Here is a 21,760-nt window from a genome sequence, read left to right as displayed (position 1 = left end):
AAATTTTGTGTGCCAAAAATAAGGGTTAAAATCCCTTTATTCAAATAAATGATTTCAAATAAAATATGATCTTTATCAAAAACTAATATTTGATATCAGTAGCTCAAACTTACTACCTCCTGAGCTATAATCATTGGCTTTTGCATAGGAAATTCTAAATCCTAGTGAAAGTTCTGGCGGGAATCGAAAAATATTTATATCAAATAAGAAATCTGCACCAAAAGATTGGTATATGGCGTCCCTTTTTAACTGTACTCTTTGCTGATTATTTACCAGATCAGTGCTTGCATACCCGTAATCATAAAATAAGTTAGTTCTTATTCTTTTAACATACAATATAGGGCCAAAGGCTATATCAGGGCACCAAAGGGGTAAAGCGTAGTTAGCAGAAAGAGACACAAAATCTTCCCAGGTAGAATGAGAATAACCTCGTGTAAGCGGAATCTGGTTTCTGAGGATGTAAGTATCATTACTGAGCGTATCTAATTTCCACTTTCTATGTTGATAAGCACCTCTTAAATAAAAACTATGATTGGCTGATAGGCCTGGAAAGTAAAAGCTACCTCTAAGTGCAGTCTGCCCGGCATCATAATCACCTCCAAAAGGGGAAGTTGTATGATTGATGGTAATAGATTGCCCCCATTTACTGTACAAGTCACGCGTACTTTGCTTCAGGAGCCTGTAATAGCTCAGGGTAGTCTCATTGGTTAACAAGTCTCCATTGGCCTGCTGGTCTATGTATATTCTCTCTGGCTGGTTATAGTCTGATACCCGCGTGAGACTAAAATTATTCTGAACAGTTAGTTGACTATGAAATTTCGATCTGGTAAGCAATAATGGGATTCTAAAACCGGCATCGACCGTGGTCTCATTCCACTTAAATCCTATATCCTCACCCTGATAACTTTCAGTAGTAGACCTATTCCCTCTGGTCACTTCCAAATCAATAATAGGATACCAACCCTGATAAGTTACACCTGCAGAAGCATAGCCTGTCTCCTCCTCCACATCATAAATATAGCCTAATGAAATATCAGTAGTGCTCAATACATCTCTGGAAAACACGCCTAACTGCGCTCTGGTAAGGTCTGTAGTAGCATAAGGCCCCCAGCTATGAATATTAAACATATGACCTAATTTGCTATACTTTTTCACGGGATAACGCTCATCAGGAACGTGACTGAGCATATCAGGATTCCCTTCTTGTTCGGTTAATAGCTCTGGCAATGTATAGCTCCTATCTTCGACCTGTTCCAGGGGTTTCCAAGTGTCTTTTGCAAAAGGAATTCTAACCACATCAAAACCATTAACGGTATAATCATTATAGTAAATAAACTTTCCATCAGGCGAAATGGCCGGGTTATAGGCTCCGAACTTACTGCTTGTAACCTGATACGCTGTACCGCTTTTCAGGTCTTTCACATAAATATTATCAATGCCGCTGTAAGGAGAATTATAAAACAAATACTGACCTTTCAATACCGGATGACCAATATTCTCATTGTCTACAGTAATTAATATAGTTTCTTCGCCGGTATTATAATCGATTTTTACCACCGCTTTGCCTGAATCTTTCACTTTTAGAGCTACAATGGCATTATCCTCATCACTCCAGCGTGCCATAGCGTAGAGAGCATTGTTAGCATCCGAAAATCTTTTTATCTCCTCTCCGCTTACATCATCTATCACCACCAAATAGTTCTCTCCTTCAATGGTATTCATGGCTGTTACTATCTTGCCTTTTTTATGTGACAATGCTGCGGCTGCATAACGACTTTTGCGCGTGATGGTTTCGGATTTTCCATTCTCCAAATCGAGGGATTTAATCACCGAATAATTCTTCTGTCTCCAGCGTGGATCATAGCGGTATTCATTCCAAACCAATTGACCGTTTTGCAGAGAAAGCATACCTGAACTATTCATAATTCCTGGTGTATAGGCCACCTCTTCTTTGCCTTGAGCATCTAAAATCACGAACTTTTGAATCTCACTAATGCCTGATTTTAGCACTAACACTCTGCCATCTTCCAGCGGTTGCGGGAACTCATAATTTCTAAAAACCTCTGACTCTCTTTTGTTTATAGTAGTGAAGTCAGTTATTTCCAAGCCCTGCAGTTGCTCATGCCAGGTATTTTCCCAATCATTCATCATTAATTCATAATTATCCACCAAAAAGCTTCCCGTTTGTATTTTGAGTGAATTAGAAAACGTAAAAGGTATAAAAGGAAATAAAAAAGCCGTTTTAGTGACCCTGCCCCATATATTTTTGTCCCCTGTTCTCTTTCTCAGACTACCCACAAAATGATAGCCCAGCACGTAATGATTAGGAATAAAATCTTTATAAGAACCTAAATGTTGCTTATGATAGTTGTATCTCTTTTTTTCCAGTGTATTAGCTCTAAATTCACGATTAAAAGAAGGCATTCTTCCTCTCCCGCTATTGGTTAGAGCCGTTTCTATGGCTACTGCATCTCCCTCCCAAAACCAGCGTGGAGCGGCACAAAAGGCCATGGCAGATTGCGTATTTTCACCAAACACATAATAGAAAACCTTGTTAAATCCTCTTTTACTATGCTGGTTTTGCACCACATGCCTAAACTCATGTACCGAAAGCAGATCAAGCCAGCGGTTGTTACCCACAAAATTATAATCCTGAGGCGGCATAGTCTGAAACTCAGACCTTCTGGGGCCCAACGTTACGAAACCATTGGATATAGAGTTTCGGTTTTGTAGAATAACGGATATTCTTTTGGGCTCCTTATCGCCTAGCAGACTTTCAGACTCCGGAGCTCTTAAATATTGTAATTTACCGGCTACTTGTTGTGCTTGCTCATCGAAACCATCCTGATAAATTACCCTAAAGCCGGGAGTAATTACCTGCTTCCATTTAATGGAGGGTTGAGAATTTTCTAATATTAGATCTGACTGAGCTACAGCAGAGAGCGCGCTTAAAAAGCTCAAAAGAAAGAATAAAGACTTAATACACTTCATTTTACAATATTTCCTCCAAATTAATAAAAGCACCACTCATTACAAGAAAAACTCCTTTCAAACATTAAGAACCTGCATTTTATAATTTTTATTTATAAATTGATAGTCTTTATCATTCTTAACTAAACTTACATAATGAAGAAGATTTACTCAATCATTTTCTTCATCACACTAGCATTATTTCAAGCTTGTGATAATTCTGAAGGAAATAAGGGCTCATCAGACGGTGAGCTGTCAATTGATTACGAAAAATTCACGCTGAGTAATGGGTTGGATGTTATTTTACATGAAGATCACTCTGATCCTATTGTAGCCACAGCCATACTCATACACGCAGGCTCTAACCGTGAAAAACCGGGGCGTACCGGGTTTGCTCACTTTTTTGAGCACATGCTATTTCAGCGTTCTGAAAATTTACCACAAGGAGCCTTTTTCAAAAACATTAACGAATGGGGCGGCACCTTTAATGGAGGTACCTGGACTGATGGCACGGTTTACTACGAGGTAGTACCTAAAGATGCTCTTGAGAAAGTATTATGGATGGAATCTGACCGCATGGGTTATTTCATTAACTCAGTGACTAAAGCCAGCCTTGAAGGGGAAAAACCGGTAGTACAAAACGAAAAACGTCAGCGCTATGATAATGTAGCTTACGGCAACACCCGAGCAGTGATTAACAAGGCCTTATATCCTGCTTCGCACCCTTACAACTGGCTTACCATAGGTGAGTTAGAAGACTTACAAAATGCAACGCTTGATGATGTAAAGGAATTTTATGAGCAATATTATGGGCCTAACAATGCCACTTTGGTATTAACCGGCGATTTTAATCTTGAAGAAACTAAAAAACTGATTGAAAAGTATTTTGGTGAAATACCTTCCAGAGGAGTAGATAAGCCCTTAAAGCCACAGCCTGTAAAGTTAGATTCTACCATTCAATTATATTATGAAGATAACTTTGCCAGTTTGCCCGAACTTACACTTACCTGGCCTACAGTAGAGCAATACCATAAAGATCAGTGGGCTCTGGATGTATTAGGTGAAATTTTATCTGATGGCAAGCGCGCACCATTATATAAAGTACTGGTAGAAGAAAAAGAGTTAGCGCCTAACCCTGTAGCTTATAACAGTAGTAATGAGCTGGCGGGAACCTTCACTATAAGAGTTAGAGCCAATGAAGGCGTAAACCTAGACAGCGTTAAAATCGCCATATTTGAAGCATTAACCAAGTTTGAAAAAGAAGGTGTTAATCAAAAAGACCTTGATAGAATTAAGGCCGGACTAGAAACTAGTTTTTATAACGGTATTTCAAGCGTGCTAGGCAAAGCATTTCAATTAGCAACTTATAATGAATACGCTGGCAGCCCTGATTATGTAACTACTGATATTCACAATATTAAATCCGTGACCAAAGAAGAGGTGATGGATGCCTATAACAAGTATATAAAAGGCAAAAATTATGTTCTTACCAGCTTTGTTCCTTCCGGTAAGCCTGATCTTGCTGTAGGGCAAAGTGTAGTAGCTGAAATAGAAGAAGAAGCCATAGTACCTAATGAGCAAAGTGCTATGGTAGATCAGGAGCCCAGCGATGATTACCCTCGCACCGAAAGTTCTTTTGATCGTACCCAAGAGCCTCCTTTAGGCGATGCACCTCTGCTTAGTCCTCCAAAAATATGGACTAGCGAACTGGCTAATGGCATGGGCGTGTATGGTATTGAAACCAGCGAACTGCCTCTTGTTAACTTCAGCATAAAAATAAGCGGAGGACATAAAGCAGACAACCCTGATAAAGTGGGAGTAGCTTACATGATCACTGACATAATGATGGAAGGCACAAAAACCAAAACACCAGAAGAGTTAGAAGATGCCATTGGTCAGCTGGGAGCTAATGTAAGAATGTATACTTCTGATGAATTCATTACCATATCAGCCAACTGCCTTTCAAGAAACTACCAGGCTACTTTGGAGTTAGTGAAAGAAATTCTGCTGGAGCCGAGATGGGACGAGAAAGAGTTTGATAGAATTAAAAAGGCCACTATTAACTATATTCAGCAAAGAGATGTAAACCCTAATGCCATAGCTAATATGGTGTTGAACACAAAGCTTTACGGTAAAGAAAGCATTCTAGGCACACCTTCTTCAGGAGATGTTAGCTCTATTGAGTCCATTACCATAGAAGATATGAAGGCTTTTTATAACCAATACTTCTCTCCTTCTATTTCTAAATTCCATATTGCGGGTAATATCAGTGAAGATGACGTGAAATCATCAATCGCCTCTTTTGAAGACTCGTGGGCCGCTAAAGAAGTAAGCATACCTACGCCTGCCACACTTCCTGTGCCTGATGAGCCTCAAGTATATTTTGTAGATATACCTAAAGCTAAGCAATCAGTTATAGAAATAGCCAGACTTACTGTAGATGGTAACGACCCTGACTTTTACCCATTAACCGTAGCCAATTATCGTCTCGGTTCTGGTTCTGGAGGCAGGCTATTCCAAGTATTGAGAGAAGAGAAAGGGTATACCTATGGCGCTTACTCTTATGTAGACAGAAGCACTTATCCCGGGCCTTTCGTAGCCTCATCTAGCGTGAAGTCTAACGTTACCCTGGAGTCTTTAGAAACCTTCAAAGAAGTAATAGGCAACTACGGTAAAACCTATACTGAAGAAGACCTGGATAAGACTAAAAATGCTTTGATAAAACAAAATACTAGGAAGTTTGAGACTTTAAATTCTCTACTCGGTATTTTAGAAACCATCAGTGCTTACGACTTACCGCTAGATTATATAGATCAGGAACAACGCACCTTACAAAACATGACCATGGAAGATGTTCAAGGATTAGTAAGAAAGTATATGGATCTGAAAAATATGACCTATGTTATAGTAGGCGACAAAGAAACGCAATATGACAGACTTAAAGTGGAAGGAATGGGCAGTCCTGTTCTAGTAGATAAAACAGGAGAACCTGAGCCTGCCATGTAAATAAGACCTAAAGAAAATAGATAAATAAGGCCATATTACAGCTCATGTGATATGGCCTTACTTCTTACACAAAATTTATTTGGCACCACCAGTTGAAAAACTGTTTTCCCCTCTGAAGACTCTACCAACTCTACGTGCCCTTTTAACTTATAAGTAGTAATTAGAGATACATATAAACCCAGGCCTGATCCAGTGGACCGCTCTGTACCCCGATAAAACATATCAAAAATCTTCTTATGAAGATCTTCATATATGCCAATACCATTATCTTCAATATTAAACGTGAGCGTCTGCTCGGTAATTAAAACATGAATGCTTATTCTACAATCAGGCGCATTTTCCCTTTTGTATTCTATAGCATTTTTAATTAATGGCGAAAGCGCCTTACTGAGTAGATTTTCATCACTAGTAAAAGGGATTTTCGTATTAAAATCTAACTCCCATTCTATTTGTGAACCTTTAGGGTTATCTATTAAACACCCTGAAATTATGCTTTTAGTTAACGCTTCAATATCCACCCTATCAAGTACCACTCTAGATGATTCTATAAAGGCCAGGTGATTGATATCTCCCATCAAAGCGTTTTGCTTTCTTATGGTTTTTTCTATCAGCGAAAGGCACTCTCGCTGATTACTGGTAGCATCTCTCTTTACTAACTCTACCAACCCCAAAATCGTAGAAATAGGTGCTTTAAGATCATGGGAAGTACGATACATGAGTCTATCATATTCATAACTCACTCGCTTAAGCCTTTGGCTATCACTTATATTATAGGCAACATCCTGCACTACCAGACAGGCCAGGTCTCTTTTAGAACTTATGCCATTAAACTTAATGTGCACTGGCTTTAAAATACCAGCCTTATCCACTACTCTCCCTTCAGCCTCGGGCTTATCACCCTCCTTCATCTTGCGCCAATAAAGCTCCCAGGAAAGCATACTTATCTCTCTGAAATAAAGGAATACCTTCTTTTGCTCTATATCTGCTTTTTCATATCCTGTCATACGGACAAAAGCAGCATTTACCTGTACTATGTCTCCAAATTTATTTACCCACAGAAGGCCATCATTAAGGCCATCTAATAAGTGAATACATTCATTAGTCAGATTAACTTGTTCTTCTTCTCGCGTGGTTATACTCATGGCGAAAAGGGTTTAAATAACTTCTATAACCAAACTCACCAGAGCAAGAATGAATGTAAAAAAAAGAAAAAAGCTATTGTCAATTAGTCGATTGTTCATACTTCATTTAGGTTTAAGTACAATAACAACACAAAGATGGGGAGTAAAAAGCAGCTTTTCTTAAGGGTAGGGTCTTATTTCAAAAAATACGTATTTCGCGTACCAGAGTTAAGTAAAGGGTCTAAAATGAAAAAAGAGCGACTGATATCAGACCGCTCCTTTTTACTTAACTAATCAACCTAAACCCTATTCTTAAATATTTTTAATTGTTTTCTGGTTTTCATTTTTAGAATATGTGGGGCAAGTATATTGGCTGCATGACCCCAGCGTGAAAGCCGTTAAACAAATGATTGTCATCATTATTATTCTTTTCATAATATGTTGTGTTTGACAACGATTACAATACAAATGTATAACAGAATAAAGTTTTATCAATCAGGGGAAATGCGTAATTTATCAGGTAAGTGATTACCCTTACTTATCGTAAAATATACTTAGATAAAACTCTGATTTTCAATGCTGAGGTAACAGGAAGAGATATAATTGTGCGGTCGCACAATTAAAAAAAGGAACTCAATTGAGTTAGGATTAATAAAAACTAGGCAAAAGTAGAGAAAAGGAATCAAAATAAATGTAACAAATACACCCATTTCCTGACATGTCTTCGAATTAAGCGAAATTACAGAAGTAAGGGAAAGCTCTTAAGGAAAAAACCAGGGAGGATATAAAAACAAGTAGGTATAAAAAACGAACAGTCGGGACCTCTCCCGACTGTTACCATGATTAATCTAAACCATTAATCAACCTAAACCTACTCTTAAAAATCTTTGTCAATTAGTTTAAAAAAATATCTGGATTGTGGATCAGTTATTTTTTTATTACACTACAAACCTACACATCTTCATGTAATATTTCATAGGCAATCTTACTTATTTTATTAAATACGTGTTTCCCTTATAAATTTCTAACTGGTCAGAAACATAATTCCTTCCTTCTAAAATCGCCGACATAGCTGTATCCAGTTCATCAGCAAAAGAATGTACTAATAGGTACCCTGAAGCTCCTTTATATATCAAATTTTCAATGAATGGTTTTTCAGTATAAAAATCTAACACCAAGACAGGCGTAGTTTTATACCTGGAATGCTCAAAAATGAAATTCAGAAACTCTATACCCAGAGAATAGGTATCTATAATTAATAATGAAGGGTTGTAAACTCTATCTAATTTTGGAGAGGCAATATCAGGTGAGGCCAAAAAGAAATTCCACCTTTGGAAAATCTCTTCATCCAAACAATCAAAAACCTCATTAGACCTACTATAAAACGCTATATTCCTTAACTCTTTCAATATTCTCCCTATTCACAACGTACATACAAATTTATCTATACGCTGTTAAAAAATGTTAAGGCTTTTTGCGTAATTCCCGCACTACGCGTTTCACTTAATTAGGTTTTAAATATCATCAAACAAGTTATTTTTTATAGCAAAAAGCACTAGTCCTGTAGAGTTTTTCGCACCTGTTTTCTCTAATAAATTTCTTTTGTGAACCTCTACCGTCCTCACGCTTATAAACAATTTATCTGCGATTTCCTGATTGGAATATTCTTCTAATATGAGTTTATATATTTCTTTCTCTCTTGGTGTAAGCGGAGTAGGTGCCGTTCCTGAGGCTTTAGGCTTTTTCTTGGCCAGGTTGTTCATTACCGTCTGCCCTACTTCACTACTATAATATATATCATCATTCAATATGGTATCAATGGCTCCTCTCATTTCTACTTCATCACAGCTCTTAAGCACATAGCCGCTGGCGCCAGCATCCATCATGGCTTTAATATGCTGATAGTCATTATGCATGGTTAGGGCCAAAACCTTGATATCAGGATTTATTTCCATTATTTTTCGGGTGGCCTCTATGCCATCCATGCCATCCATATTTATATCTATAATAATCAGGTCCAAATCATTCTTTCCTACCTCCTCTATAGCCTCCATGCCACTGGCCACTAATCCTACTACTTCATAGGCCGGGTTATTTTCCAGGTACATGGCTACACCATCCCTTACCACTTTATGATCGTCCACTATTAATATTCTAGTTGGTTTCATTATACTCATATTTGAAGGGTACTTCTACTATTATTACTGTTCCGTTTTCCGGACTGGTTTCTACTTCTATATTTCCGGAAAGAGAATTCACCCGGTTTTTCATGCTACGCAATCCAAAACTTTGTGTTTCATCTTCCATTTTTTCATGATAAAGAAAGCCTATGCCGTCATCTTCTATGGTGAGGACTACTTCATCATTATAAGCCATCAGCTGTACAGATGCCTGGCTGGCTTTAGCGTACTTTAAGATATTATTAATCGCCTCTTGCGTAACACGATAAAGATGGAGTTCCAAATTTTTAGGCAATCTTGCGCCTTTAAGGTTATCATAAAACTCAAATTTGGTTTCTGAAACTCTGTCAATATCCGCCATTAAACTTTGCACTGAAAGCACATACCCAAAATCTTCTATGCTCTGTGGCATAAGGTTATGTGCAATTTCTCTACTGTCTTTAATAGCTTCTTTTAAATAATTCAGGCCTGTATTCAGCTTTTTCTCACCAGAATCACTCAACTGCAGGTCCTTCTTCAAAGAATTAAAGTTTAATGAAACCGTGGTTAGTTTTTGTCCCAGGCTATCATGCAGCTCCTTGGCTATTCTTTTTCTTTCTTTATCTTCTGTTTCTATAATAGTAGAAATAATTTTCTCGCGAGCATTCATACGTTCTGAAATGTCACTCACAAAGCCTTCTAAAATACCATCTTCTACCTCACGCCCTTGCTCCCAAACCCATTTTTTTTCTCCGCATTTTGTGGTTATCTCATATTCCAGCGTAAAAGGCTCTTTTTTGGATATTGCCTTTTGCACCGTTTTCCATACTTCCTTTTTATACTTATCTACTATTAAGCTAACAAAGCTCAATTTACCACTAATAAAATCTGATGAATCATACCCTGTAAGCTCCAAAGCCCCTTCACTGGTAAAAATCATACTCCACTTTTCATCATTTTGACACCTATAAACCATACCTGGCAGGTTAGACATGAGGGTGGCCAATCGTCTTTGATTTTTCTTCAGGGCAAGCTCGGCCATTTTCCGATCATGAATATCCACATTTGTACCGATTACTCTAAGTGGCTTCCCTTCACTATCACGGGTCATTACCTTACCATGCACCATGATCCACTTCCAACCATCATTATAGGTCTTCAGCCTATGTTCAGTTTCATAAAAGTCAGATTCATTATTCAAATGACTCATCAAGGCATAAAAGGTCTTGTCTCTGTCTTCCGGGTGAATACGCTGAGAGAATTCAGTAAAATTACCTTTAAGCATAGTAGGCGTAAAGCCCAGCATGGAAGCATGGTATTCATTAAAAACCACTTCGTTAGTGGTAATATCCCAGTCCCACATACCCTCTCTAGCTCCTTCAATAGCCATTTGAAGTCGGTTTTTGGTTTCTGTAAGATCCTCAACCATCTTCTTCTGATGAGTGATATTTCTGGATACATAAAGGATATGAGTACAATGCTTATCCTTATCTAATATAGGCACGAGGTTAGATTCCGCAACACCCCAATTGCCCCTTGGAGACTTGAAATTCTCTTCATACACCACATTCTGCTTGTTTCTTATTACACTTTCCAGCCGGTCAGTTCGCTCTTTAATTTCCGCTTGCTCCAGCTTGAGCAAATCTTTATAAAGCTCCCGAATAGAAATACCCAAAATCTTATATGGCGGATAATCTATATTGGCCTCATAGAGCTGTTGTAAATACCAATCAGGCAACTTGGCCAATGTGATATTTCCATCTTCATGTACCTCAAACAAGGCGATTAACTCTGAGGCATTATTATAGATCAATGAAAGGGTTTGCTGCCTGGCTTTTATATCTGCGTAAGCATTTCTCAGATCCAAGGTTCTATTCGCTACAGTGCTTCTTAGCACTTTTACATAAATAATTAGCTGAATAACGCCTAACACCAGCACTCCCATAACTATATATGCCCAAAAGGGAATATTTACGGTACGGTCCTTTTCAAAATATTTGCGAATGTTAGTATAGTACAGCGAATTTTTATCGGCTTTCAGCACTCTCAGATGCTCCTCTATGATGGGCACCAAAGGGTTGGGCGAATCTGCTTTGTGAAATAGAAAAGTGAGCCGAGAAGGGGCAAAAGAAATCGGCGTTTGAATCACATCATAAGACCCTTCATTGATATCTCCATACACCCTGTCAATAACTCCTGCATCTACTTTTTTCTCATTGAGCAACCGAAAAATATCCTGATAACTGTGTGCCAGGTAAATATTACAGTTTACATCCCGCTCATCTAAAGAATGGTATAATCCCTTATAAGGACTATTAATATATTGGCTTTTACTTAATACTGCTACGTTCTTATTATTTAAATCAATAAGAGAGGTATAGTCTGTACCCTCTTTAGCATAAACCCGAGCCCAAGAAGAAATCACTCCTGAAGATAGCTCTTCATACTTGGAATCTCTGTTTTTATAATCAGGATGTTCAGCTATAACATCAATTTCTCCTGCTTCCAACCACTGATAGCATTGGTCTAAAGTGCCAACTCTAAATTCCAAATCTAAGTATTCACGCTTAGCAGCATACCTGGCTATATCTACAAAAATACCTTGTGGCTGGTCTACTCCATCAGTATAAACTAGTGGGTAATTTTCATATACTCCCATGATTACCCTCTGAGCCAGTGCACTTTGGCATAAAAAAAACATCAGGATAACATAATATAACCTCCTTACCATAGGTTTTTGGTAGAATTAAAACTAAAAATCATCAATTAAGTGAAATACTTAATTTTCAAATTACGCAATTTCTCTTAAATAAAAATACCATATAATGAGGACATTTGTAATGTAGTTTAGTTAGTGAAGTTGAATGAAGCGAGAGAAGTGCGGTTGGTAAAGGGAAGAGAAGTGAAGTTGGTTTAGAGAAGGAAGAACGGAAGGTTGAGGAGTAGAAAAGGCTGTCATTAGTTTGGCAGCCTTTTTCTTTTATACACCACCTAATTATTACATCAATTAAATTACTGCAAACGATTGCTAAATTCAATTAATATCGTTATCTTCTTCCTAGTTGCAGTAAATTCATTAAATCTCTTTACCATCATGAAAAATATTCTATTTTCCCTGGTTTTTTCGGTGATGATGTGCGGTATAGGTTATGGGCAAACTACCTGGATAATAGACCCTGCACATTCGTCCATTCAGTTTGAAGTTCCTCATATGACGGTATCATCCGTTACGGGCAGTTTTACTAGTTATGCGGGTACCTTTACCTCTAAAGGCAAGCAAGATTTTGAAGGCGCTAAGATTATTACCACCATAGAAGTAAACAGCATTACTACTAATAATATGGAGCGGGATAAAAATCTTAAAGATGAAGATTTCTTTAACGCGGCCAAATATCCGGAAATTAAGTTTGAGAGTACCAGTTTTACTAAAACATCGGGTAATCACTATAAAATTACTGGTAACCTAACCATAAAAGGAGTTACTAAAGAAATAACATTAATGGCCGAATTTGGAGGTATCATCTCCATTAATAATAGACAAAAAGCGGGCTTTAAAGCCACAGGAACCATCAATCGGTTTAACTATGGACTGCAGTGGAATGATGTGCTAGACAATGGCGGACTAATAGTGGGCGAAAAAGTAGATATTATTATTAATGCAGAACTAATAAAGCAATAAGACGCTCTAAACGAGCTTGAATAATTAAAAGGTTTGGTTAAGTAAGCATGTATGAGGCTATCCGTTGGTTGTAAGGCCAGCGGATAGCTGTTTTATAGACATGCTACATTAACATAATAGGTGCCGGGCTGAATGAAATGATAAAAATGATCAGCGAAATCCAGCCTAATATTTTCCTTTTCATATCCAGTGGCTCTTCTACTAATGATTTAGGATGATGCACCCCTATAACCCGGCCTACTATAAAACCGAATAATAACCATCCTGAATAGCCTTCTACATCAGGATATAGATAAGAGATGAAAAACTGCACCGCGAATAGTACTACTGCGTACATCCAGGTATCTTTTTTACTTCTTCTTAGCCCTCTGAGTGCTAAATATAAAAAGCCGATGTATAAAGGTATACTGATGAAAAATTCTGGTAAGCCAAAAAGACCTTCTTCATACATCATACCATCTGCCGGAGAAATATAGCCCAGACCAGCATAAAACAGAAAGGCTATAAATATAACCGATGCCACTCGCTTATGCCCTTTATAACCTAAAAGGCCATATAAAACATGTCCACCATCTAACTGACCAATGGGCATCAGATTCAATGAGGTGAACAAAAGCGCTAAAAAGCCAGCCAACAGTATAGGATAATGCATCAGCTCTCTGCTATTAGGAATCTTTTCAGGCTCACTAACAAAAAGTTTTTCCATACCTACAAAAAGCAATGGCTTGGTAATATAAATATTTGGGTATTCTGCTGGTGCAGTAAACTCAGGAAAGCTCCACTCCCCTCCTTTTCCTTCTTCTATAAAACTAAGCGAATCAGCCGTGCGAGCTTCTGCATAGCGCAATGAATCTTGCGCACGCTGAAACTCATAGGTATAAACATGATCAGCATAGTCTTCTCCAAACTGCTCATATTCCGGATGAATACTATAAATATAATCAGGCTCAGGAAGGTGCGTAAAGCCATAGACCAGAACGCCCAAGGCGATTACAAAACCAGCCAAAGGACCAGCTATACCTATATCAAAATGAATTTTCTTAGATAAAACAGGTTGCTTTATTCTAATTAAAGCTCCCATAGTACCAATAAATAGTGGTATGGGAGGCAAAGGAATGTAATACGGTAAAGTGGTTTTTATTTTATGGTATCTGGCAATAAAATAATGACCGAACTCATGCACACTAAGAATTAACAAAAAAGGAATCGAATAAGGTAAGCCATGACTGAAATCTGTCCAGCTGTAATCATCCCACGGCCACATGATTCCATGTACCCACCACTCTCCTGCCAGTGTGGTAGTGAAAAATGTAGTTATAAAAAGTAAAGCATGTAGTAAATACGTTCTATTATTCTCCTTCATCAAAAACCTCCATTATGGTAGTCTCACCCGTGATATGTATTGTTTGAATGCCTAAGTTAGCCGCTCCATCAATATTATCAGCATTATCATCAATAAATAATGTCTCTTCGGGCACCAATTGCTGCTCATTAAGCACCTGCTCGTAAATATCAGCATCGGGCTTGCGCTTATGCATTTGATGAGAATAGTATACATGATCAAAAAACTGATCAATAGAACAATTATTTTCCCTTTCTAAAATTTCAGTAAAGCATTTAAGATGGATGTCATTAGTATTGCTCAGTAAAAATAATTTATGATGCTTTCTTAAATCTTTGAGCAGCTCCAATCTTTCCTGCGGCACATCAAGCAACATAGCATTCCAGGCATCATCCAGCTCCTGATCATTATCACAACCAGTTATATTTTTCAGATAACTTCTAAATTCTTCATCACTGATCAGACCTTTCTCATATTTTTTAAATGGCTCGTCATGTAAGTACTTCTGAGCCACCTCTTCCTCGTTAAGCCCTGACAATCTGGCAAATGCAGCAATTGTTTTCGCCGGTTTGAGATTAATTATTACGCCTCCTAAATCGAAAATGATATTTTTTATTTCTTGTTCTCTCAATTTTTTTAAAATTGTTTGTGTAATTCTCAGCAAATATGTAAGATTGCACTCCCAAATCAAACACAATAACGGCAAAAAAGCCGAGCAAAAGTTTGACGGGCCTATAGCTCAGCTGGTTAGAGCACTTGACTCATAATCAAGGGGTCCCTGGTTCGAGCCCAGGTGGGCCCACAAAGCCTTCAGAAATTTCTGAAGGCTTTTTTTATGCCCAGGTTTTAGGAGGCTATCTTTTATCTGAGAAAATAAGAAAGATTAAGATGCCAAGAAAATTAGTGTTCTTTCAAAAGCTATTCCCCGAAAGTACTTTCCCTTTCAAGGAATATTTTATATCTCCTTATTTAACAATTATTTCTTCATGGGCATTAACCTTAAACGCAGTTATAGTTTTAGCTAGAGAAAATGCTCTTTTATTTTTTGCCCATTTTTTATTGACATCAGATGGATCTTGATAATAGGTGAAATCAATGACGTATTTCCCCTCCCCTGTTACAGGAAACCGAAAACCCATAGGGGCCTCAGTCGCTCCAGGAGATAATTCTATAATATTATTTTCTGAATATCTTTCGTTCATATCTAACCAATCTGTAACCTTATGCATAATAATACTATCATTATAGCTTATCGTATACTCATATCCCCCAACTTTATAATCAGCCATTATAGAACGAAATAAAACTAAGCTTTCTTCCTTATCATTTTTTAATTCTACCGAATACCACAAGGTTTCTCCAACCTTGATTGCATCTGAAGAATGATTTAATTTTAAACTTAATTTTTGAGCCATCATTGACTGCATCATTACCATAAAAATCACAATTAGGATTACCTTTTTCATGCTACTTCATTAATACGTTAAAAAATTAAAACAATATTAATATAAGTTATAAACATAACTAACACAGAGAGTTGATTCCGTTGAAAATAATTTTTCAACAAATATCCCTTCCTTATAAACTCACTATTTTATCATAATTACCACATGATAGCTTCAATTAAATATTTTCTGCTGATTCAAAACCCACCCCGCCGCCTTTAAAACTTCACAAGGCAAATAAATCCGTTCATTTCTCTTAATTTTACTTTTCATTAACAGGACTGCATGGCAGTCTTTCTTTGTTAGGTTAAGCACGTTTTTCTAATGAAATTTCTTCATACCGCAGATTGGCATATAGGTCAACTTTTTCATGAGTTTGACCGGCATTTTGAACATCAGCAGTTTCTTAACTGGCTGGTACAAACCCTGAAGTCAGAGCAGATCGATGTGCTGCTGATCAGCGGAGATATATTCGATCAGGCCAACCCTTCTGCTGCAGCCATTCGATTGTTTTACACCTTTCTTAATGAGGCTACAGCCACCTGCCCTGATCTGCAAGTGATAGTGACGGCAGGTAATCATGATTCTGCTTCGCGGCTAGAAGCGCCAAGACCATTACTTAGCTCATCCAACATCCATATTATTGGTGTTATGCCCCGTAAAGATGATGGCTCTATTGATTATGAAACGCTCACTATTCCTATAAAATCAAAAGCGGGCACTTTCGGCTGGTGCCTGGCCATTCCTTTTTTACGAATGGGCGATTACCCTGAAGTGAAGGGCAGCAAAAACAATTATGTAGATGGCGTTTGTGCTTTATATGAAGAGGCATTTGCGTATGTAGATGATTTGAGGGTAGAAAATCAGCCTGTTATAGCACTTGGGCACTTGCATGCGCTCAATGCAGAGATTACGGACCTGGATAAGAGCGAGCGCCTGATTATGGGCGGCGTGGAATACATACCGGGCACGGCATTTCCTGAAAAGATCAGTTATGTGGCATTGGGCCATATTCATAAATCACAAAAGATTGGTGGACATACGGAGATCCGTTACTCTGGCAGCCCTATTCCAATGTCTTTTGGTGAACGAGGCTACCAGCATCAGGTGTTGGTTTTTGAATTAGATGAAAAAGGTTTAAGCAGTGAGGTAGCCCGTATTGAGGTGCCCGTAACTATTCCTCTAATGAGTGTCCCTACTAAACATGAACCTTTAGATGAAGTGATAAAAGCTTTAATGAAGCTTGAAAATGCAGAGGGTAGAGACATGAGTTTGGCTCCATATTTACAAGTGCGTGTTTTTCTGGATGGGCCCCAACCCTCTCTTCGTCATAAAATAGAGCAGGTGCTTGAAGGAAAATATGCTCGTTTAGCACGAATAGATGTTCGATATCCAAAACAAAAATCAGATTCAGGGGAAGAGCTTGTTTCTCCTGATGTATTGCATTCTTTAAGTCCGTTAGAGATTTTTACCCGACATTATGAAAAGCGCTACCAAATAGAGTTGCCTGAAACATTAGAAAAGCATTTTAGAACAGTAGCCAATCTTATTGATCAAAAGGAAGTATGAGAATCCTCTCAATAGAAATAAACAACCTGGCCTCATTAGAAGGCTATACCAAAATAGATTTTACCGCAGAGCCTTTGGCCTCAGCGGGCATTTTTGCTATTACCGGACCTACAGGAGCCGGTAAGTCTACCCTGCTGGACGCACTCTGCCTGGCACTGTATGGCAAAACGCCCAGATACCTGCAAGGAAAAGAAATAGGTATAGAAGTAGAAGATGTGCGTGGCTCCAAAATCAATCAGGGAGACGTGCGTGGCATTCTGCGTGATGGCACCGCTGAGGGGTTTGCCAAGGTGGCCTTTGAAGGCGTAGACGGAAGAAAATACCGCGCCACCTGGAGAGTGCGTCGCGCTCGCCAGCGGGCAGATGGACCAATTCAGCCTGACAGTCTTCAGTTAGAGAGTCTGGAGACCGGTAAAGTAATTGCCTCAAAAAAAACTGAAGCACAGAAAAAAATAGAACAGGCCATTGGTTTAAATTTTGATCAGTTTACTCGATCTGTTTTACTGGCACAAGGTGATTTTTCGGCCTTCCTCAAAGCCAACAAAGATGATAAATCCTCACTACTGGAAAAGCTTACGGGTACACAGATCTATTCCGAAATTAGTATCGGTATTTACGAGCAACATAAAGCCGTAAAGTCAGAGCTAGACACCCTGCAAATCAAAGCTGATGGTGTAGAGCGCCTGACTGATGTGGATATTGAAGTATTAGAAGAAGAAAGAAAGCAGCTTACCCAAACGGCAAAAACACTGGATAATCAGGTAGGCCAATATCAAAAGGCTTTAGATTGGCAGACTCAGCTAGAGAAATTAAAACAGCAGTACCAACAAGCAGAAAAAGCACTTGACGAAGCCAGCCAAACTGAGGCTAACACAGAAGAAAGAAAGGTAAAACTAGCTTTATTAGACAGCATACAATCCATAAGAACAGAAGCCTCCTCATTGCTGCAAAAGCAAAAAGAATACAGCGAAAAGCAAGCTATGGTGGCAACGCTAAAAGAGGAAATAGCAAAGCTAAAAGAGGAAAGCGATGAACTTAACTCATTGCGCGAAACCGCTGCTCAAGCCCTCACTACGGCCAATGACAACATTAAAAAAGCAGAACCTTTACTGGATCAGGCTTCTAAATTAGATACACAATTAGAGGAAGCTCATAAGCATCAGGCAAAATCTGAGGCCAACGCAAAAGAAGCACGTGAAGCATTTCAGCAGGTAAATGACATTTTGCAGCAATCAGACAAAGCTCAAGAGCAGGTAAAGCTGCAGATAGAAAAAATTGAACAATGGCAACAGACCAATTCAGCCCGGCAGCCCATTGCTGAGAATCAGACCTTGATCATTTCCAAACTTACCGATGCCGAAAAGGACTGGAATGAACTGCAGGGAACCAAAGAAAAACTAGAATCCGTAACAGCAGAAATAAAGCAAAAAGAGCGAGCCGTTCAGCAACTAGAAGGCCAATGTAAAACTCTTCAGGAAGACATTTCAAGCAGGCAAGCAAACTGGGAAAAGCTCCATGCACAAGTCAATAAAAATCCTTTGATGGATTTAGAGTCTAAAGCTGGTCAGATTCAAACCAGAAAGGAAGCTTTAAGTGAGGGGTTAAATAGTTGGAAGAAAGTTCAGGAATTATGGGAATCAGAAGCTCATCTGCAAAAGCAAATAAATGAGTTAATAGAAAGAAATGATGCTTCGCGAAAGCAATTAAAACTCATAGAGCAAGAACTTGAGGCCGCTGATATTGCTAAAAAGGCCAGTTTAAAAATGCTCGATCGGGCCAAACTGGAGTCCGCTAAAGATGTAGAAACGCTACGACAAAACCTGGAAGAGGATGAGCCTTGTCCGGTTTGTGGCAGCACCCATCACCCCTACGCTGCGGGACACTCTCCTGTAGAGAATATGCTGAAATCTTTAGAAAAAAGCCATCAGGAAAATGAGCAACAGTACCTGAATGTTCTCCAACAAAAATCCAGTTTGGTAAAAGAACTGGAAACTCTGAAAGTCAGCCAGCAAGACACCGAAGAGCAACTAAAAACTGCCTCCTCCAAAAAGCAGGACGCTCAGAAAGATTGGGAGTCTCAAAAAATATTCACAGAAGCAGAAAAGATCACTTTAGAAGAACGTACTGCCTGGTTACAACAAGAATGGGACACGGTAAATAGTAATTTGCTGGAAATTCAGCAGCAACTGGAGTCTCAACGAAAGATACTACATGAATCAGAAGCACAAAAAACGGCTCTTGAGCAATTAAAAGAGCAACTGAATAAGGCAGAAAAGAACTTGCAGGAGGCGGCATTTGATCTAAAAACATTGAGGTCTAACTCCGAACGGGATCTACAGGATCAGGAGCGACTAGAAAGTGATTTGGCCGATGTGGAGAAATCTCTGAACCCGTTTTTTGAGCATAGCGAATGGATGGATAACTGGAAAGCTAATCCTGAAACTTTCATTGATAAATTGAAAGGATTTGCTCTGGAATGGAAAAATAAAGAAGAAGAACTGACTGAAGCCGGAGAGAACCTTAAAAACCTTCAGGCCGCTTATGAAAAGGCTAAAACACAAGAGGAGCATGCCAGCGCGGAACAAAAAAAGGCTAATCAAATACTTACAGAAGCCAAACAAAAGCTAAATGAATTAGCGCAAGAGCGACAAGCGCTTTTTGAGGGAAAACCGGTAGTTGAAATTAGAAAGTCTTTGCAAGATGACCGCATTCAAGCCGAGGATAAGATAAAAGCACTGACCGAAAGAAACGAGGCTATTCAATCTCGATTAGTTGCCAATAACACGAAGGCTGAGCAGGGACAGGAAACCATAACTCAGCTGACGCAAGAAATCTCCAGCCTGTCTGACCAAGTGGAGCAATGGCGCCAGACGTACAATGAACAGCACGAAGTATCGCTAACTTCCGAATCACTTCATGAATTGTTAACTATTTCTACGGACTGGATTCGTAATGAACGAGCAGCACTGCAGCAATTGGCTGATGAAGTAAATAAAGCCAAAGCCACCAGAGATGAACGTAAGCGGCAACTGACTGACCATGAAGCTACTCGCGATACTTCTATTGATTTTGAAGAAGTACGAAGCAAGCTTGAAATGGTGAAAGGTGAGCTGGAAAAGTCTAAAAACAGGATCAGTGAAATTGGCTTTGAGTTACAAAAGGATCAGGAAAACAAGCAGCGAATTGGCGGACTGTTAGAGCAAATAGAAAAAAAGCGATTGGTTTTTGACGAGTGGGATAAACTTAACTCATTGATCGGCTCTGCTGACGGCAAAAAATTCAGACAGATAGCGCAGGAATATACACTTGACGTATTGCTGCAACACGCTAATGTTCACCTGAAAAACCTGACACCACGTTACCGCATTGAACGAATACCAGACACCCTCGGCCTACAGGTGCTGGATCATGACATGGGAGATGAATACCGCACCGTTTATAGCCTTTCGGGAGGTGAGTCATTCCTCGTTTCTCTGGCGCTGGCACTTGGGCTGGCTTCCATTTCATCCAGCAAAATGAAGGTAGAATCCCTTTTTATTGATGAAGGATTTGGCACGCTGGACCCTACTACACTTAACATAGCTATGGATGCCCTGGAGAGGCTGCACAATCAGGGTCGAAAAGTAGGAGTAATTTCTCACGTAGAAGAAATGAAAGAGCGCATCCCCGTAGAAATCCACGTAGTAAAGGAAAGCAATGGCAAGAGTAAAGTGGTGATTTGATAATATGCCAACGAATCCCCCCTCGCAGTACCTGGATGCTGCGAGAGGTTTGTATGAGAAGGGTATGGGTTTTTCATTCCTCTTAGGTGCGATTAGGGCACAGGCTGGCTAAGACAGCATTCATGAATGCCATCATATTTCAATTCCTCTTAGGTGCGATTAGGGCGTCATACATCGAGCTGGTTAGATCATCAATAGCCACATTTCAATTCCTCTTAGGTGCGATTAGGGGTCTCATAACTAGTGAGCGTACTTTTTATGTGATTCATTTCAATTCCTCTTAGGTGCGATTAGGGCTTTTAATTTGCATAGTAACGCCGATATTGATAGCAGTATTTCAATTCCTCTTAGGTGCGATTAGGGCCTTTTACTTTTGAATCTATACTATTATCAGTCAAGAAATTTCAATTCCTCTTAGGTGCGATTAGGGCGAGCGGTCCCCCTCCATCATTTAAACCCCCTAAAAATTTCAATTCCTCTTAGGTGCGATTAGGGCTGGGACGCCTAACTATCTAGCGTTTGATGAAATGTTATTTCAATTCCTCTTAGGTGCGATTAGGGCTAAGGTTATTAATAGTTGTGAAGCCCTCATCTAACTCATTTCAATTCCTCTTAGGTGCGATTAGGGCTTAAATATAAATGTTATGCAAAACTGGTACACCTGCATTTCAATTCCTCTTAGGTGCGATTAGGGCCATCTATTGAATTATTACTAAGAGATAATGAAGAATTTCAATTCCTCTTAGG

The 21,760-nt window shown here is 39.0% G+C and carries 12 protein-coding genes, 1 tRNA gene and 1 CRISPR repeat array (1 of these 14 only partly in view); of the genes, 5 read left to right on the top strand and 8 right to left on the bottom strand.

Annotated elements, in window-relative coordinates; genetic code table 11:
• Positions 1-75 precede the first annotated feature (75 nt).
• Entirely contained in the window at positions 76-2,991 is a 2,916-nt protein-coding gene (locus tag LVD15_RS17800) for a TolB-like translocation protein (protein ID WP_233776567.1), read from the bottom strand.
• Positions 2,992-3,126: 135 nt separating this feature from the next.
• On the opposite strand from LVD15_RS17800, the gene LVD15_RS17795 reads away from it, so the two are divergent.
• Positions 3,127-5,976, top strand: coding sequence for a M16 family metallopeptidase (locus LVD15_RS17795; RefSeq protein ID WP_233776566.1), 2,850 nt, complete (start codon positions 3,127-3,129; stop codon positions 5,974-5,976).
• Between the two features lie 35 nt (positions 5,977-6,011).
• On the opposite strand, the gene LVD15_RS17790 is transcribed toward LVD15_RS17795, so the two are convergent.
• The 4 genes from LVD15_RS17790 to LVD15_RS17775 all read right to left on the bottom strand — a co-directional run bounded on the left by LVD15_RS17790 (position 6,012) and on the right by LVD15_RS17775 (position 11,957).
• Positions 6,012-7,118 carry a PAS domain-containing sensor histidine kinase gene (locus LVD15_RS17790; RefSeq protein ID WP_233776565.1) on the bottom strand — a complete coding sequence of 369 codons (1,107 nt, stop codon included), beginning with the start codon at positions 7,116-7,118 and terminating at the stop codon, positions 6,012-6,014.
• A 968-nt stretch (positions 7,119-8,086) separates the two neighbouring features.
• Entirely contained in the window at positions 8,087-8,506 is a 420-nt protein-coding gene (locus LVD15_RS17785) for a response regulator (RefSeq protein ID WP_233776564.1), read from the bottom strand.
• A gap of 105 nt (positions 8,507-8,611) precedes the next feature.
• Positions 8,612-9,265 carry a response regulator gene (locus LVD15_RS17780; protein ID WP_233776563.1) on the bottom strand — a complete coding sequence of 218 codons (654 nt, stop codon included), beginning with the start codon at positions 9,263-9,265 and terminating at the stop codon, positions 8,612-8,614.
• Positions 9,252-11,957, bottom strand: coding sequence for a PAS domain-containing protein (locus LVD15_RS17775; RefSeq protein WP_233776562.1), 2,706 nt, complete (start codon positions 11,955-11,957; stop codon positions 9,252-9,254). The genes LVD15_RS17780 and LVD15_RS17775 overlap by 14 nt, the downstream gene beginning before the upstream one ends.
• A 393-nt stretch (positions 11,958-12,350) precedes the next feature.
• On the opposite strand from LVD15_RS17775, the gene LVD15_RS17770 reads away from it, so the two are divergent.
• On the top strand, positions 12,351-12,935 hold the full coding sequence (locus tag LVD15_RS17770; RefSeq protein ID WP_233776561.1) for a YceI family protein: 585 nt from the start codon (positions 12,351-12,353) through the stop codon (positions 12,933-12,935).
• A 103-nt stretch (positions 12,936-13,038) separates the two neighbouring features.
• Here the strand turns inward: LVD15_RS17770 and LVD15_RS17765 are convergent, their stop codons facing one another.
• Positions 13,039-14,298, bottom strand: coding sequence for a site-2 protease family protein (locus LVD15_RS17765; protein WP_233776560.1), 1,260 nt, complete (start codon positions 14,296-14,298; stop codon positions 13,039-13,041).
• Positions 14,285-14,908: an HAD family hydrolase gene (locus LVD15_RS17760; protein ID WP_233776559.1), complete on the bottom strand. Its 624-nt coding sequence runs from the start codon at positions 14,906-14,908 to the stop codon at positions 14,285-14,287. Before LVD15_RS17760 ends, LVD15_RS17765 begins: the two co-directional genes overlap by 14 nt.
• A 97-nt stretch (positions 14,909-15,005) precedes the next feature.
• Between LVD15_RS17760 and LVD15_RS17755 the strand changes: the two genes are divergently transcribed.
• Positions 15,006-15,079 (top strand) — tRNA-Ile (locus LVD15_RS17755).
• A 163-nt stretch (positions 15,080-15,242) separates the two neighbouring features.
• Here LVD15_RS17755 and LVD15_RS17750 read toward each other — a convergent pair.
• Positions 15,243-15,743 (bottom strand): hypothetical protein, encoded by a 501-nt coding sequence (locus LVD15_RS17750; RefSeq protein WP_233776558.1) that lies wholly within the window; start codon positions 15,741-15,743, stop codon positions 15,243-15,245.
• A 303-nt stretch (positions 15,744-16,046) separates the two neighbouring features.
• Here LVD15_RS17750 and LVD15_RS17745 point away from each other — a divergent pair, with 303 nt between their 5' ends.
• Entirely contained in the window at positions 16,047-17,291 is a 1,245-nt protein-coding gene (locus tag LVD15_RS17745; protein ID WP_233776557.1) for an exonuclease SbcCD subunit D, read from the top strand.
• Positions 17,288-21,013 (top strand): AAA family ATPase, encoded by a 3,726-nt coding sequence (locus tag LVD15_RS17740; RefSeq protein WP_233776556.1) that lies wholly within the window; start codon positions 17,288-17,290, stop codon positions 21,011-21,013. Before LVD15_RS17745 ends, LVD15_RS17740 begins: the two co-directional genes overlap by 4 nt.
• Positions 21,014-21,082: 69 nt before the next feature.
• Positions 21,083-21,760: a CRISPR direct-repeat array (repeat unit 30 nt; unit sequence ATTTCAATTCCTCTTAGGTGCGATTAGGGC) (it continues 1,916 nt past the right edge of the window).

Origin of the sequence: Fulvivirga maritima (assembly GCF_021389955.1) — a bacterium.
In the GTDB taxonomy this organism is placed as follows: Bacteria; Bacteroidota; Bacteroidia; order Cytophagales; family Cyclobacteriaceae; genus Fulvivirga; species Fulvivirga maritima.
Note: the sequence above shows the minus strand (reverse complement) of the source record. Positions and strands in the feature narration are given on the sequence as shown.

Bases quoted from the DNA above. Each gene is read 5' to 3' on its own strand.
- LVD15_RS17790 (WP_233776565.1), bottom strand. From the start codon at position 7,118: ATGAGTATAACCACGCGAGAAGAAGAACAAGTTAATCTGACTAATGAA.
- LVD15_RS17740 (WP_233776556.1), top strand. From the start codon at position 17,288: ATGAGAATCCTCTCAATAGAAATAAACAACCTGGCCTCATTAGAAGGC.
- LVD15_RS17780 (WP_233776563.1), bottom strand. From the start codon at position 9,265: ATGAAACCAACTAGAATATTAATAGTGGACGATCATAAAGTGGTAAGG.
- LVD15_RS17775 (WP_233776562.1), bottom strand. From the start codon at position 11,957: ATGTTTTTTTTATGCCAAAGTGCACTGGCTCAGAGGGTAATCATGGGA.
- LVD15_RS17800 (WP_233776567.1), bottom strand. From the start codon at position 2,991: ATGAAGTGTATTAAGTCTTTATTCTTTCTTTTGAGCTTTTTAAGCGCG.
- LVD15_RS17770 (WP_233776561.1), top strand. From the start codon at position 12,351: ATGAAAAATATTCTATTTTCCCTGGTTTTTTCGGTGATGATGTGCGGT.
- LVD15_RS17750 (WP_233776558.1), bottom strand. From the start codon at position 15,743: ATGAAAAAGGTAATCCTAATTGTGATTTTTATGGTAATGATGCAGTCA.
- LVD15_RS17795 (WP_233776566.1), top strand. From the start codon at position 3,127: ATGAAGAAGATTTACTCAATCATTTTCTTCATCACACTAGCATTATTT.
- LVD15_RS17745 (WP_233776557.1), top strand. From the start codon at position 16,047: ATGAAATTTCTTCATACCGCAGATTGGCATATAGGTCAACTTTTTCAT.
- LVD15_RS17765 (WP_233776560.1), bottom strand. From the start codon at position 14,298: ATGAAGGAGAATAATAGAACGTATTTACTACATGCTTTACTTTTTATA.